The 12,732-nt window shown below is 72.3% G+C and carries 17 protein-coding genes; 10 read left to right on the top strand and 7 right to left on the bottom strand.

Annotated features, from left to right (window positions below; all coding sequences use genetic code 11):
• Positions 1-67: 67 nt before the first annotated feature.
• Positions 68-394, top strand: coding sequence for a type II toxin-antitoxin system HicB family antitoxin (locus ABIA36_RS06090; protein WP_369961387.1), 327 nt, complete (start codon positions 68-70; stop codon positions 392-394).
• Positions 395-400: 6 nt separating this feature from the next.
• On the opposite strand, the gene treZ is transcribed toward ABIA36_RS06090, so the two are convergent.
• Positions 401-2,143, bottom strand: coding sequence for a malto-oligosyltrehalose trehalohydrolase (treZ, locus tag ABIA36_RS06085; RefSeq protein WP_369961386.1), 1,743 nt, complete (start codon positions 2,141-2,143; stop codon positions 401-403).
• On the bottom strand, positions 2,140-4,473 hold the full coding sequence (gene treY, locus ABIA36_RS06080; RefSeq protein WP_369961385.1) for a malto-oligosyltrehalose synthase: 2,334 nt from the start codon (positions 4,471-4,473) through the stop codon (positions 2,140-2,142). The genes treZ and treY overlap by 4 nt, the downstream gene beginning before the upstream one ends.
• A gap of 182 nt (positions 4,474-4,655) precedes the next feature.
• On the opposite strand from treY, the gene ABIA36_RS06075 reads away from it, so the two are divergent.
• A complete protein-coding gene (locus ABIA36_RS06075; protein ID WP_369961383.1) occupies positions 4,656-4,829 on the top strand; it encodes a CsbD family protein in 174 nt (57 codons plus the stop codon).
• An 84-nt stretch (positions 4,830-4,913) separates the two neighbouring features.
• Here ABIA36_RS06075 and ABIA36_RS06070 read toward each other — a convergent pair whose 3' ends face one another.
• Positions 4,914-5,312 (bottom strand): RidA family protein, encoded by a 399-nt coding sequence (locus ABIA36_RS06070; protein ID WP_369961382.1) that lies wholly within the window; start codon positions 5,310-5,312, stop codon positions 4,914-4,916.
• A 160-nt stretch (positions 5,313-5,472) separates the two neighbouring features.
• On the opposite strand from ABIA36_RS06070, the gene ABIA36_RS06065 reads away from it, so the two are divergent.
• The 3 genes from ABIA36_RS06065 to ABIA36_RS06055 all read left to right on the top strand — a co-directional run bounded on the left by ABIA36_RS06065 (position 5,473) and on the right by ABIA36_RS06055 (position 6,580).
• On the top strand, positions 5,473-5,652 hold the full coding sequence (locus tag ABIA36_RS06065; RefSeq protein ID WP_369961380.1) for a hypothetical protein: 180 nt from the start codon (positions 5,473-5,475) through the stop codon (positions 5,650-5,652).
• A gap of 108 nt (positions 5,653-5,760) precedes the next feature.
• A complete protein-coding gene (locus tag ABIA36_RS06060) occupies positions 5,761-6,297 on the top strand; it encodes a DUF6611 family protein (RefSeq protein ID WP_369961379.1) in 537 nt (178 codons plus the stop codon).
• A 10-nt stretch (positions 6,298-6,307) separates the two neighbouring features.
• Complete coding sequence (locus tag ABIA36_RS06055; protein WP_369961378.1) at positions 6,308-6,580, top strand: hypothetical protein; 273 nt, start codon at positions 6,308-6,310, stop codon at positions 6,578-6,580.
• A gap of 17 nt (positions 6,581-6,597) precedes the next feature.
• Here the strand turns inward: ABIA36_RS06055 and ABIA36_RS06050 are convergent, their stop codons facing one another.
• Together ABIA36_RS06050 and ABIA36_RS06045 are read right to left on the bottom strand one after the other, a co-directional pair.
• Positions 6,598-7,542 carry an NADP-dependent oxidoreductase gene (locus ABIA36_RS06050; protein WP_369961377.1) on the bottom strand — a complete coding sequence of 315 codons (945 nt, stop codon included), beginning with the start codon at positions 7,540-7,542 and terminating at the stop codon, positions 6,598-6,600.
• A 66-nt stretch (positions 7,543-7,608) separates the two neighbouring features.
• The gene (locus ABIA36_RS06045) at positions 7,609-8,559 is read right to left on the bottom strand and encodes a helix-turn-helix domain-containing protein (RefSeq protein WP_369961376.1); all 951 of its coding nucleotides are present in this window, start codon (positions 8,557-8,559) and stop codon (positions 7,609-7,611) included.
• 86 nt (positions 8,560-8,645) lie between these two features.
• On the opposite strand from ABIA36_RS06045, the gene ABIA36_RS06040 reads away from it, so the two are divergent.
• The 5 genes from ABIA36_RS06040 to ABIA36_RS06020 all read left to right on the top strand — a co-directional run bounded on the left by ABIA36_RS06040 (position 8,646) and on the right by ABIA36_RS06020 (position 11,111).
• Positions 8,646-8,867 (top strand): hypothetical protein, encoded by a 222-nt coding sequence (locus tag ABIA36_RS06040; protein WP_369961375.1) that lies wholly within the window; start codon positions 8,646-8,648, stop codon positions 8,865-8,867.
• A 56-nt stretch (positions 8,868-8,923) separates the two neighbouring features.
• Complete coding sequence (locus ABIA36_RS06035; protein ID WP_369961374.1) at positions 8,924-9,568, top strand: HAD-IA family hydrolase; 645 nt, start codon at positions 8,924-8,926, stop codon at positions 9,566-9,568.
• 84 nt (positions 9,569-9,652) lie between these two features.
• Entirely contained in the window at positions 9,653-10,018 is a 366-nt protein-coding gene (locus tag ABIA36_RS06030) for an ArsR/SmtB family transcription factor (RefSeq protein WP_369961373.1), read from the top strand.
• Complete coding sequence (locus ABIA36_RS06025) at positions 10,015-10,491, top strand: SRPBCC family protein (RefSeq protein ID WP_369961372.1); 477 nt, start codon at positions 10,015-10,017, stop codon at positions 10,489-10,491. Before ABIA36_RS06030 ends, ABIA36_RS06025 begins: the two co-directional genes overlap by 4 nt.
• A 5-nt stretch (positions 10,492-10,496) precedes the next feature.
• Positions 10,497-11,111 carry a dihydrofolate reductase family protein gene (locus tag ABIA36_RS06020; protein WP_369961371.1) on the top strand — a complete coding sequence of 205 codons (615 nt, stop codon included), beginning with the start codon at positions 10,497-10,499 and terminating at the stop codon, positions 11,109-11,111.
• Positions 11,112-11,120: 9 nt separating this feature from the next.
• Here the strand turns inward: ABIA36_RS06020 and ABIA36_RS06015 are convergent, their stop codons facing one another.
• Both ABIA36_RS06015 and ABIA36_RS06010 read right to left on the bottom strand, forming a co-directional pair.
• Positions 11,121-11,438, bottom strand: coding sequence for a DUF4190 domain-containing protein (locus tag ABIA36_RS06015; protein ID WP_369961370.1), 318 nt, complete (start codon positions 11,436-11,438; stop codon positions 11,121-11,123).
• 283 nt (positions 11,439-11,721) lie between these two features.
• Positions 11,722-12,729: a zinc-binding alcohol dehydrogenase family protein gene (locus ABIA36_RS06010; protein ID WP_369961369.1), complete on the bottom strand. Its 1,008-nt coding sequence runs from the start codon at positions 12,727-12,729 to the stop codon at positions 11,722-11,724.
• Positions 12,730-12,732: the final 3 nt, after the last annotated feature.

Below are 12,732 nucleotides of genomic sequence, written 5' to 3'. Positions count from 1 at the left end.
TGGCACCATCGCTTTACTAGGTGCTTCAGGTTCTGAAGGCGATCGACAAGCTGGAGGGAGAAGGGCGATGAACGACATCACGCACTACACGTACCGGGTGATCTGGTCGGCCGAGGATGGCGAGTTCGTCGGCCAGGTGGCGGAGTTCCCCTCGCTGTCCTGGCTCTCCGAGTCTCAGACGGAAGCACTGAGCGGGATCGTCCACCTTGTCGACGAGGTCGTCGCGGACCTCGCCGAGTCCGGTGAACGCATTCCCGTGCCCTTCGGAGAACGGCACTACAGCGGAGAGTTCAAAGTGCGCATCCCGCCGGAGCTCCACCGGAGCCTGGCGATCCGCGCGGCCGAGGAGCACGTGAGCTTGAACCGTTTGGTCAGCACGCGTCTGGCGTCCTGATCCGAGTCATCCCACCGCCCGCGTCACGCGCACCGCGTGGTCGAACACGGCCTCCGTCACCGTCTTCTCCGCGGCGGCCGGGAGGCCGTCCCCGCTCAGTGCCGCCTCCACCCGCAGCCCCGCGCGGGTGAACCCGAACACGCCGTCCTCGTAACCGACGTCAATCGCGCGCGCATGGGCCGGCAGCTCCCGGCGCAGCTCGATGAGGCGGCGGTACCAGGCGAGCAGGCGCGCGTGCGTCGGCCGGTCGGGTTCGGTCCAGTCGAGACGGGCGCTTTCGAAGGTGGCCGGGTCCTGCGGGTCGGGGACCACGTTCGGGTCCCAGCCCATCCGGGCGAACTCGGCGATGCGGCCGGTGCGGGTGGCCTCTGCCAGTTCGGGCTCGGGGTGGGAACTGAAGAACGGCCACGGCGTCGTCGCACCCCACTCCTCGCCCATGAAGAGCATCGGCGTGAACGGGCCGAGCAGGATCAGCGCGGCGGCGACCGCGAGGCGGCCCTCGTCGAGGGTGGCCGTGAGGCGGTCGCCGACCGCGCGGTTGCCGATCTGGTCGTGGTCCTGGCTGAAGGCGACCAGCCGGGTGAACGGGATGTCGGCGTCGAGCGGGCGGCCGTGGTTCCGTTCGCGGAAGCTCGACCAGGTGCCGTCGTGGAAGAAGCCGCGCTCGAACACCTTGATGAGGGCGTTCGGCCCGGCGAAGTCGGCGTAGTACCCGCTTGTCTCGCCGGTCAGGTTGACGTGGACGGCGTGGTGCACGTCGTCGTCCCACTGCGCGTCGAGGCCGTAGCCGTGGCTGCGCCGCTCGCGAATCAGCTTCGGGTCGTTGAGGTCGCTCTCGGCGATCAGCGTCGCGGGCCGTCCGGTCGTCTCGCGGAGGCCGGCCGCCTCCCGGGCGAGCGCCTCCAGGATGTGTTCGGCGCTGCTGTCGTGCAGGGCGTGCACGGCATCCAGCCGGAGGCCGTCGACGTGCATGTCGCGCAGCCAGTACCGGGCGTTGTCGAGGATGAGCCGCCGCACCTCGCCGGAGTGCGGCCCGTCGAGGTTGACCGACTGACCCCAGGTGTTGCGCCCCTCGCTGAGGTAGGGGCCGAACGTCGGGAGGTAGTTCCCGCTCGGTCCGAGGTGGTTGTAGACCACGTCCTGGATGACGGCGATGCCGCGGCCGTGGCACGCGTCCACGAACCGCTGGTAGGCCTCGGGGCCGCCGTACGGCTCGTGCACCGCGAACCAGAGGACGCCGTCGTACCCCCACCCGTGCGGACCGTTGAAGGCGTTGACCGGCAGCAGCTCGACGGCGTCCACCCCGAGCTCGACGAGGTGGTCGAGCCGTGCGGCCGCCGCGTCGAGGGTGCCCTCCGGGGTGAAGGTGCCGAGGTGGAGCTCGTAGATCACGCGACCCGTGAGCGGGCCAGGACGCCAGTCGTTGTCGGTCCACGCGAAGGCTCCCGGGTCCCAGGTGCGGCTCAGCGCGTGCACGCCCTCGGGTTGGCGCCGCGACCGCGGGTCCGGGAACGGCCCGGCGCCGTCGACCACGAAGCCGTAGTCGAGGGGGCCGAGGGTGGAGTCGGCTGCGGCACCGTCGGCGTCTTCCCCGAACGGAGCGGACAACGCCCACCACCCATGCTCGTCCTTCTGCAGGGGATACCGCCCGAACCGCGCGATCTCGACCTCGATCGCGTCCGCATCCGGTGCCCACACCGGGAACGTGCGCTCAGCGAAGCCATCCGCCCCGTCGCCTCGCGCGCTCATCGGGCCACCGCCAGCAGCGCGACGGGATACCGGTCGAACAGCTCCGCGAGCGGCGTCCGGCCGCTCACCTCCCGGCCGGTCAACTCGTCCCGGTAGGCGTCGGGCCCGAGGTCCACGCTCGTGTCGCCCCACCCTCCCGCCTGCGCCAGCCGGGCCGGGAGTCGGGTGGCGAGCGTCACGGCGCCCCCGCGGTCGAACGCCACGAGGTGCTCGGCGCGCTCACCGGTCGCCGTCACGGGCCGGTACTCCGCGAAGAGCTCTGGTCGCTCCCGGCGCAGCCGCAGCGCCCGGGAGGTGACCAGCAGTTTCGCCGCCCCCGACGAGTCGACGGGCGGCAGCCAGCCGTCGTCGAGGTGGGCGAGCAGCCCGGCGGCGGCGTCGAACTCCACCGGCCGGCGGTTGTCCGGGTCGACCAGCGACCGTTCCCAGCGCTCCGAGCCCTGGTAGTTGTCGGGGACGCCCGGCGTCGTGAGCTGGACGAGCTTCGCGCCGAGGCCGTTGCTCGCGCCGGGCGCGTCGAGGAGTGCGGCGATCGCCGCCACCTCCGCGGCCACGCGCGGGTCGTCGAACGCCGCATCCACCAGTTCGCCGAGGGCGTCCTCGAACCCCGCATCGGGGTCGGTCCAGTTCGTGCTCGCCCCGGCCTCCCGCGCGGCCTTCAGCGCGTAGGCCTGGAGTCGCTCCCGGGAGGCGGGCCACGCTCCGACGATGGACTGCCAGAGCAGGTTCTCCAGCGAACCGTCGCCGATCGACACCCGCTCCCGGACGGCCGCCAGGAACCGGCCCCAGCGTTCGGGCAGCTCCGCGAGCACCGCGATGCGCGCCCGGGTGTCCTCGCTCCGCTTGGTGTCGTGGGTGCTGAGGGTGGTGAGGGAGTGCGGGAGGTCGGCCAGCCGCTGCTGCTGCAGGCGGTGGAAGTGGTCCACGGTCACCGCGAACTCCGAAGGATCGCCGCCGACCTCCGTCAGGGACACCAGCCGGGTGTACCGGTAGAAGGCGTTGTCCTCCACGCCTTTGGCCATGATCGCGCCGCTGGTCTGCTGGAAGCGCGCCGAGGCCGGCGACACAGCGCCGTCGGAGTCCGGTGCGAACGCCGTACCGAGCGCCTCCAGCGCATCGGCGAGGTCCGGCCGTGCGGCGGAGGCGGCGTCGAGCGCGGCCTGAAGCCGGTCGGCGCCGAACGGCAGGTAGCTCCGGTAGACCGGGAAGCACGCGGCCAACTCTGCCACCGCATCGGCGAGCGAGTCGGCATCCCGCTGCTCATCGTCCAGGTCCCCCGGCTCCTCGCCCAGGTCGCGCACGACGCGCAGCACCTCCGACCGCAGGAGCCCATCCGCCGCCGCTCGCTTGCGGCGGTGCACGAGCCCCGGCCAGTCCCTGCTCTCCTCGCGGGCGTCGTGTTCCTCCGCCAGTGCCGTCAACGGCTCCTCGCCCGCCGGGTCGACGAACACGCGATCGACGACCCCGAGCGCGTCGTACCCCGTCGTGCCGGCGACCGGCCAGCTCGGCATGCGCTCGTCGCCCTCCAGGATCTTCTCCACCCAGATCGGGCGCCCGTCGGCCAGCTCGGCCAGCCGGCGCAGGTAGTCGCCGGGGTCGCGCAAGCCGTCGGGGTGATCGACGCGGAGGCCGTCCACGAGGCCTTCGCGCACCCAGCGCGCGATCTCGGCGTGGGTGTCCTGGAAGACCCGCGGATCCTCCACCCGGACGCCGGCCAGCGAGTTCACCGCGAAGAACCGGCGGTAGTTCAGCTCCGCGTCGGCCCGTCGCCACGAGACGAGCTCGTAGTGCTGGCGCGCGTGCACCTCGCGCGGGGACGCGAACTCGGTGCCGGGAGCAATCGGGAAGCGGTGGTCGTAGTAGCGCAGCTCGCCGTCGACGACGCGCAGGGCGTCCTCCTCGTCCGGCCCGTCGCCGAGCACCGGGATGCGCAGCCGGCCTCCGCCGAACGCCCAATCGATGTCGAAGTGGCCGGCGAACGCAGACTCCTGACCGAAGCGGAGCACATCCCACCACCACGGGTTCTCGCTCGGCACGGCGACGCCCAGGTGGTTGGGCACGATGTCCACGACCACCTGCAGGCCGCGGCGGTGGGCGGCGTCCGCGAACTCGCGCAACGCCTCCGGACCGCCACGCGACTCGTCCACGCGGGTGGGGTCCACCACGTCGTAGCCGTGCGCGGACCCGGCCGCGGACTGCAGGATCGGCGATAGATAGACGGCGCCGACGCCGAGGCGGTCCACGTAGTCGAGGACCTGCGTGGCGTCCCGGAGCGTGAAGTCGGGCGTGATCTGGAGGCGGTAGGTGCTTATCGGGACGTCGTGGCTCACACCAAGGATTCTTTCGCGCGGCGCACCCCGCTGGAAGGGGCTGGACATTCCCGTGGATAACCCTCGCTTTCGCGCGTGCTGTGCAGGAGGGAGGGGTTGAAAAACTCGTGCGGCCGTGCAGCCTGGACCCGCCTCCGGCCGGGTGGCAGTGTGTGCGGCGAACCTAGCGAAAGGGGACAACGATGGGACTCGACGACAAGATCGGTAACGCCGCGGAGAACGCGGGCGGCAAGGCCAAGGAGGCCACCGGCAAGGCGACCGGAGACGAGCGCCTCGAAGCCGAAGGCAAGGGCGACCAGGCCAAGGCGGACCTCAAGAACGCCGGCGAGAAGGTGAAGGACGCCTTCAAGCACTGACGCGTCTTCACGAGCTGCCCCCGCCCCCGTCCACGTGGGCGGGGGCTCTCGTGTTTACGGGCGCAGCCGGGTGGTGGTCCGGGCTCAGCCTGGCAGCGCCGCGATCGCGCTGATCTCGATCAGCGCCCCCGGGACACCGAGCCCCGCGACCCGCGACGCGGTCACGAGCGGAGGCGCTCCGTCCCGTGCGAGCCGGGGCGCGATAGCGCCGTACGCCGCGCCGAGGTCGGCGGAGACGTCGATGAGGACGAACCACTGCACCACGTCGTCGAGGGTCGCCCCGGCCGCCGCCAGGGCGGTCTCCGCGTTGTCGAGGGCCCGCGCGGCCTGCGGGCCGACGTCCGCCGACACGAGCGCGCCGGCTTCGTCGACGCCGTTCTGGCCGCCGAGGTAGACCGTCGCCGATCCGGATGGGACGACCGCGACGTGACTGAACGCGGGACTGCGGACGAGCCCGTCCGGCTGGAGGAAGGTGACGGCCATGGGCACATCCTGCCAGCGGCCGCCGCCCTCCGGACAGGGGCCGCTGCCGCCGCCGGCGGCGACGGAAGCGCGAACGGGGAGGTGAAATCCTGCATGTCTCCGCACGCGCGCCCGCGGAGGAGCCCGACGAAGGGCGGTGCAGAGACCGATACTCGCATCCATGAAATCGCAGTCTCGTGGCGTTCCGTCCGATGCCGGTCCGATCGTGCCGCACATCGAGCGTGCGACCAGCGTGGCGACCGGTCAGCCGATCCTCATCCGCTGCGAATGCCCGCTGGGGCGTGACCACACGTACGCCGAATGGCAGGCGCGCTTCGGTGACGCCGCGACGACCGAATGACCCCCGAACCGGGCTCCCCGTTAGCGGACCGTTCGGTTCCGCGCGGTGCGCGCATGGATTCCGTGAGGATGCGCGCCACCCAGCTCGGAGCGGCGTAGACCGATATCCGTGACCACGATCGAGCGACCTCCTGCGCGGGGCAGGGCGAGGCGTTTCTGGGAAGGCGCCCACCGCTGGGGCTGGTTCGAGGAGACCTCCGCCCTGTACACCGCGCGCACCGGTGTGGCGGCGCGGCGACTGTTCCTCTACCCGCCGGGGACCACCTCCGCCGAGCGTCGTGCCATCGTCTTCCGGCGGCGCTGGCCGGCGATCGGCGGCCTGCTCGCCCTCCTCCCCGCGCTCGTGCTCGCCCCCGCGCCCGCAGTGGTGGCGATCGGCGCGATGCTGGCCGTCTACGCCGCGGGCTTCGTCGTGGCGCTGGTCGCGACGCGACGGGTGTGGCGGGAGTGCCGGGTGATCCGCTGCTCCACGGTCGCGGTCGGCGAGGAGTACGAGACGTACGGCGACGAGCGGCTGGTCACGGCCTCCCTCGCGTCGCTGCTCGCGCTGGAGCGCGCCCGGGACGAGGGCCGGATCGACGAGGTCGGCTTCGAGTTCGGCTGGAGCCGCGTGTACGACCTGGCGCTGGCGCGTCGCGCGGAGTAGCTTGCGCTGCATGGGCGACCGTTCAGAGCGCGCCCGGGCGCTGCGTCGCGTCGGGCTGGGAGGGTTCTTCGCCGCCCTCGCGCTGGTGTTCACGGTCGCGCTGGTCGTCCTCATCCCGACCGAGGGGGAGAACCCGCGGGCCTGGGGGATCGTCGTCTGCGGGGTCGTGGCGGTGGTGGTCTTCGCCCGGCTCGCGCTGCGCAACTGGCGACTGCTCCAGCACTATCGGGGGGACGACCTCCCTGTCGCGCACGCCGTGCACCGGCGCCTGCTGCACCACTGAGCGCGGCGCCGCGGGCGTCACGGCGTCAGGATCACCTTGCCGCCCGGGTGCCCCGACTCCACCAGCCGCGCCGCGTCCGCGGCCTCCGCCAACGGGAACGTCCGGGCGATGTCCACCTGGAACTCGCCCGCCGCGAGGAGGTCGAGCGCGAGCGCGTAGGCGTCGTCGCGCAGCGTCAGCTCGTCGGCCGTCATCGGCACCGGGTTCCCGCCTCCCCACGCGCGGATGCCCAACTCGGCCGCGCGCGGCCCCACCACGATCGTGCCGATCCGCGAGCGGTCGTCGACGAGCGCGAAGGAGGCCTCCAGCGCCTCGTCGGAGCCGATCGCGTCGAGGATGAGGTCGTAGCCGTCCGGCGCGGCGGCGCGCAGCCGGTCCAGCAGCCCGTCGCCGTACGCCACGGGGGTCGCCCCGAGTGCGCGCAGCCGTTCGTGGTTCGCCGGCGACGCGGTCGCGACCACGGTGGCGCCCATCCGGCGGGCGAGCTGGATCGCCGCCCTCCCGACGCTGCCTGAGCCGCCGTGGATGAGGAGCGTCGTGCCGGGCCCGACGCCCAGCGAGACCAGCGCCTGGTGGGCCGTTCCGACGGGGACGCCGATCGCCGCCGCCTGCTCCCAGCTCACCGCCGCGGGCTTCCGGACGAGGTCGGAGGCCGAGGCGACCAGGTGCGTCGTGTACGCGCCGCGGGCGTTGCGGACGACCACCTCGTCGCCGGGCGTCCAGCCGTCCACCTCGGCTCCGACGGAGAGCACGACCCCTGCCGCGTCGGCGCCCGGCACGCGCGGAGAGGTGATCGGCGCGCTCGGCCGGCCGCCGCTGCGCAGCTTGCCGTCGATCGGGTTCACCCCGATGGCGCGCACCTCCACCACGACCTCGTCGGCGGGCGCCACCGGATCCGGGACCGTCGCCACCTCGAGCACGTCGGGGTCGCCGAGTCGGTCGTACTGGATCTGGGTGGCCATGCGGAGTCCTTCCGTCGCGGGTGGTCGTCCTTCGAGTCAACCACCGCGCCGGCGGATTGTTCCGGGTCAGCGGCGCGCGAAGGCCGCCCTGTAACGGGTGGGCGGCACGCCGACCTCCGCGTCGAAGTGGTGGCGCAGCAGAGTCGCGCTGGCGAACCCGCTGCGGCGGGCGACCTCCTCGACGGGCAGCTCGGTGGTCTCGAGCAGCAATCGGGCGTGGAGGACGCGCTGCGTCGTGAGCCACTGCATCGGCGGCACCCCGGTCTCGGCGACGAAGCGGCGTGAGAAGCTCCGGGTCGACATGTGGGTGCGGGCTGCGAGGCCGGACACGGTGTGGTTCTCGTCCAGCGTGGTGCTGAGGTGGTCCAGCAGTTCGCTGAAGGTGTCGTCCTCGCAGTCCGAGACCGGCCGCTCGATGTACTGCCGCTGGCCGCCGTCGCGCTGCGGCGGGACGACCATGTTGCGTGCGATCGTGTTGGCGACCGCGCTGCCGAGCTCGCGGCGCACCAGGTGGAGGCAGGCGTCGATCCCGGCGGAGGTGCCGGCGCTGGTGATGATCGTGCCGTCGTCGATGAACAGCACATCGGGGTTCACCCGCGCGAGCGGGAAGCGGCGCTGCAGGGCGTCGGCGTGACGCCAGTGCGTCGTGCACTCGCGTCCGTCGAGGAGGCCGGCGGCGCCGAGCACGAAGGCGCCCGAGCAGACGCTGAGCAGGATGGCGCCGCGGGCGTGCGCCCGGCGGAGGCCGTCGAGAAGCTCTTCCGGGTACTCGTCGCGGGTGGTCGCGGCGGGCACGGCGATGAGGTCGGCGTCCTCCATCGCCTCCATTCCGTACGGTGCGATGAGTTGCACGCCCGTCTCGTTTCGGATGGGCTCGCCCGGGGTGGCCGAGCAGACCCGGAAGTCGAAGGGTTCGATCCCCGCATAGCTGCGGTCGAGCCCGAACACCTCGCAGATGACGCCGAACTCGAACATCGCGAACTCGTCGACGACGGGCACGGCCACGCGCTTCAACATGGTTCCGAGTGTACTGGCCGTATCTTTGCGAAGATAGACCTGCAGCCATATGGTGGCCGAATATTTTCGCTCGTAACGTTGAAGACATGGCAAACGGAACCTGGGCACAGGGAATCGAACATAGCTGGGTGGCCCGCCCGGCGCGCACCAATGGCGGCGAGCCGATCCCGCCGCGCCGTCGCCGCTTCGTGCTGAGCGACTGGCTCCCCGCGGCGGTCGCCGCACGCGGCGGCCGCGTCACTCGCGAGACCGAGCGCGGCCTGACCGACCTGCGGGCCGCACAGGACGCGCGCACGACCGGACGCTGACACTGATCGACGGCGGCCCGCGGCCTCGCGCCGCGGGGGCCGCCTAGGCTGGCCCGATGGAGATCAGCGCAGCCGGATTCCTCTTCGATATGGACGGCACCCTCGTCGACTCGCACGCCGTGGTCGAGTCGGTCTGGGGCGAGTTCGGCCGGAGGCACGGCCTGGATCCCGCGGAGCTCCTGGCGTACGCGCATGGCAGGCAGGCGGTCGACACGGTCGCGCACTTCCTTCCGCACCTCTCCGCCGAGCAGAGGGCCGAGCTGGTCGCCGCCCTCGTGGCCGAGGAGGTCACCCGCACCGACGGCATCGTGGAGGTGCCGGGAGCGGCGGCGCTGGTGGCGGGCCTCACCGCGTCCGGCGTGCCGATGGCGGTCGTCACGAGTGCGCCGCGCGCGCTCGCCGTGGCGCGACTGGAGGCCGCCGGCGTCCCCGTCCCGGCCGTGCTGGTCGCCGCGGAGGATGTCTCCCGCGGCAAGCCGGACCCGCAGGGGTACCTGCTGGCGGCCGAGCGGCTGGGCGTGCCGATCGAGGGCTGTGTCGTGTTCGAGGATGCCGAGGCCGGGCTGGTCGCCGCGGTCGCGTCGGGCGGACGGGTCGTCGTGGTGGGCGGACACGCGTCGGCGACGACGGAGGGTCTCGAACGGCTCCGCGACTACACGGCAGGTGCGCCTGGCGTCGAGAGCGTATCGCTGCCGTCCTGAGCAAGGCGCAGCAACTCTTGACCTCCCGGGCGACTGGCTCTATCCTTTAATCAACCGGTTGATTGATAAACAGATGGGTTGATAATGGCGGACGACCAGCTCGACCGGGCCTTCGCGGCCCTCTCCGACCCGGTGCGGCGCGCGATGGTCGCGCGGCTGAGCCGCGGTCCGGCGACGGTCAACGAGCTGGCCGAGCCGTTCGACATCAGCCTGCAGGCGGTCTCCAAGCACATCAGCGTGCTCGAGTCCGCCGGGCTCGTGTGGCGCACGCGTGATGCGCAGCGCCGCCCGGTGCACCTCGACGCCGCCGCCCTGGAGCGCCTGACCTCGTGGATCGATCGGTACCGCCTGGAGGCGGAGCGGCAGTACCGCAGGCTCGACGCCCTGCTCGCCGCGCCTCCGGCGCCCTCACCGGAACAGAGCACGCGAATCAAGGAGAAGGAATCATGACCAACCCTGTCGTCATCGAAGCCGTACCCGGCACCTCGTACGCCGACATCACGCGGGAGTTCGAGGCTCCCGTCGAGGCGGTCTTCCGCGCACACGCCGACCCCGAGCTGTATGTGCAGTGGATCGGCCCTCGCGGCCTCGACAACGCGATCACCCACTGGGACTTCCGCACCGGCGGAGGCTACTCCTTCGAGCAGAAGGACGCCGACGGCACCGTGTACGCCTTCCGCGGTGTCATCCACACCGTGGTCGAGAACGAGCTCGTCATCCAGACCTTCGAGTACCTAGGCGCGCCGAACGAGGTCAGCCTCGACGTCCTGCGCTTCGAGCCGCTCCCGGGCGGCCGCACCCGCCTCGCCGGCCACTCGGTGTTCCCGTCGAAGGAGGCGCTGGAGGCCATGGTCGCCTCCGGTATGGAGTACGGGATGCGCGAGGGATACGAGAAGCTCGACGAACTGCTGGCGCGGGGCTGATCGCGATGACCAGGGTCGTCGCCGACATCACCGTCTCGCTCGACGGGTACGTCACCGGCCCGGACGCCGGCCCCGGCAACGGGCTCGGCACCGGCGGCACGCCGCTGCACCACTGGGTGTTCTCCGACGACCCGGACGACAAGCGCATCCTCGCCGCCGCGACCGAACGCTCGGGTGCCGTCGTCATGGGCCGCAACCTGTTCGACGTCATCGACGGCCCGGGAGGCTGGAGCGACGAGCTCGGCTACGGCGCCACGGAGGTGGGCACGCCGCCGTTCGTGGTCGTGACGAGCTCGCCCCCGTCGTCGGTGCGCCTCACGGGCCTCGACTGGACGTTCGTCACGACGGGCCTGGAGGACGCGGTCGCGGCCGCCCGTTCGAGCGCTGAAGCTGCCTCCGCCGAGCGCGGCGCCGACCTCGACGCGGTCCTCATGGGCGGCGGCGCCCTCATCGGCTCGGCGCTCGCCGCAGGCCTGGTCGACACGCTGGTCCTGCACCTGTCGCCGATCATCCTCGGCGCGGGCACCCCGCTGTTCCGGGGCTCCCGGCCGTGCGAACTGGTGCAACGGGAGGTCGTGGTCACCTCGACGGCGACGCACCTGACCTACGACGTGGAGTGAGTGGCCCGCTCAGCCGTCGGTGGTGGAGCTGAAGCTGATCGGCGTGCAGGTGTAGGTGGTGTTCCCGACCACGTGTGTCCCGTAGCCGAGCCGGTTGCACTCCTCGGCGAGGTGTGCGATCGGCGGGATCAGGGCCGCGAGGAAGAGCGCGGTCATCAGGATCGTGAGCGAGGCGACGGCGATGCCGGCGATCGCGAACCCGTTGCGCTCGCCGGCGCGCCGCGACTTCACGAGTGCCACGATGCACAGAACCAGGCCGACCACGTCGAGGACGCCGATGAACGAGAGGACGAAGCCGACGATCCCGAGCACCCGCGCCGTGCTCATGCGGGACCGCGCGGGCGGCGCGGGAGGAAACGGCATCGTCTGCGGCGTCGGCTGAGGATGGGGCTGGGGTGCTGCTGCGTCGCTGATCGGTCGCTCCTTCGTTCGCACCGACTGTAGGGGACGGCCGCACGCTTTTCGTGCTCGTTCGAGCAGAATGCGTTGCGATTCGCCCGTCATCGCCGCGACGTGGCAAGCTCTCTCGTAGTGAGGCGGGCCGCGCCTGGCGACAACGGCCGGCGGCCCGCCCTCACGAAAACGTCGCGTCAGATGTTCACCCGGGGCATCACATCCGCAGGACGACCGTGCGCCCGGCCTCCCGAGCATCCGCTGCCCGGTGCGCCGCCCACACCTTCTCGAACGCGAACACCTGCGGTTCGAACACCGTGAGCCGTCCCGCTGCCGCGTCCGCGAGGAGCCCGCTCAGCATCCGCCGGTACTCGGGCCGTTTCCGCAGCACCCAGAACGGCACCGAGCACACCACCTCCCGCGGATGCCCGAACCGCCGCAGCACGGCCGTCGTCGTCCCGCGCACTGCGTCGTCCCGCTCGTGTCCCGCGCGGCCGGCGAACGCCGTGCGGACGACGACCCCGGACGGGGCGACCGCCTCCCGGACCAGCGCCGAGCCGGTGTGGTCGATCGCGGCCTCGGCCCCGCCCCCAGTCTGCTCCCGCACCGCCGCGGGCCAGCGCGGGTCGCGGTAGTCGATGAGGGCCACGTCCGACGCGGACAGGCCGGGCGGCGGCGTGGTGCCGGTCCCGAGCACCGTGCGTCCTTCGCGCAGCGCGAGCTGGGCGGCGAGCGACCCGACGGCGCCGGTGATGCCCTGGATGAGCACGCTGCGCGCCGGCCCGGCGTAACGGAGGGCGAGGGCGGCGGTCACTCCGTTGAGCGGGAGGGCCGCGGCGGCCTCGGACGTCAGCGCGTCCGGGACCGCGACCAGGTACGTCGGCGCGATGACGAGCCTGGTGGTGTGCGCGCCCATCCTCGGGAGCACTCCCGCGACGCGCGCCCCGGTGCGCAGCCCGAGCGCCACCGACACCGCCGACTCCGTCTCCAGCACGCCGACGAAGTCGTAGCCGGGGATGAACCCGGGAACCGGCTGCAGCACGTAGCCGCCGCGCCGGGCCAGCACGTCCGTCGACCCGAGCGCCGCGTGCGTGACGCGCACCAGCACCTCGTTGCCGTGCGGCGGTCGCAGCGACTCCGGGGAGAGCGCGATCGCGGACGGGTCGCCGAAGCGGACCACGCGAGCGGCCGTGCGCTGCAGCGGGGGCTCCGCCCGGCCTCCCATCCT

It is taken from the genome of Leifsonia sp. EB34, assembly GCF_041260585.1.
In the GTDB taxonomy this organism is placed as follows: Bacteria; Actinomycetota; Actinomycetes; order Actinomycetales; family Microbacteriaceae; genus Leifsonia.
Note: the sequence above shows the minus strand (reverse complement) of the source record. Positions and strands in the feature narration are given on the sequence as shown.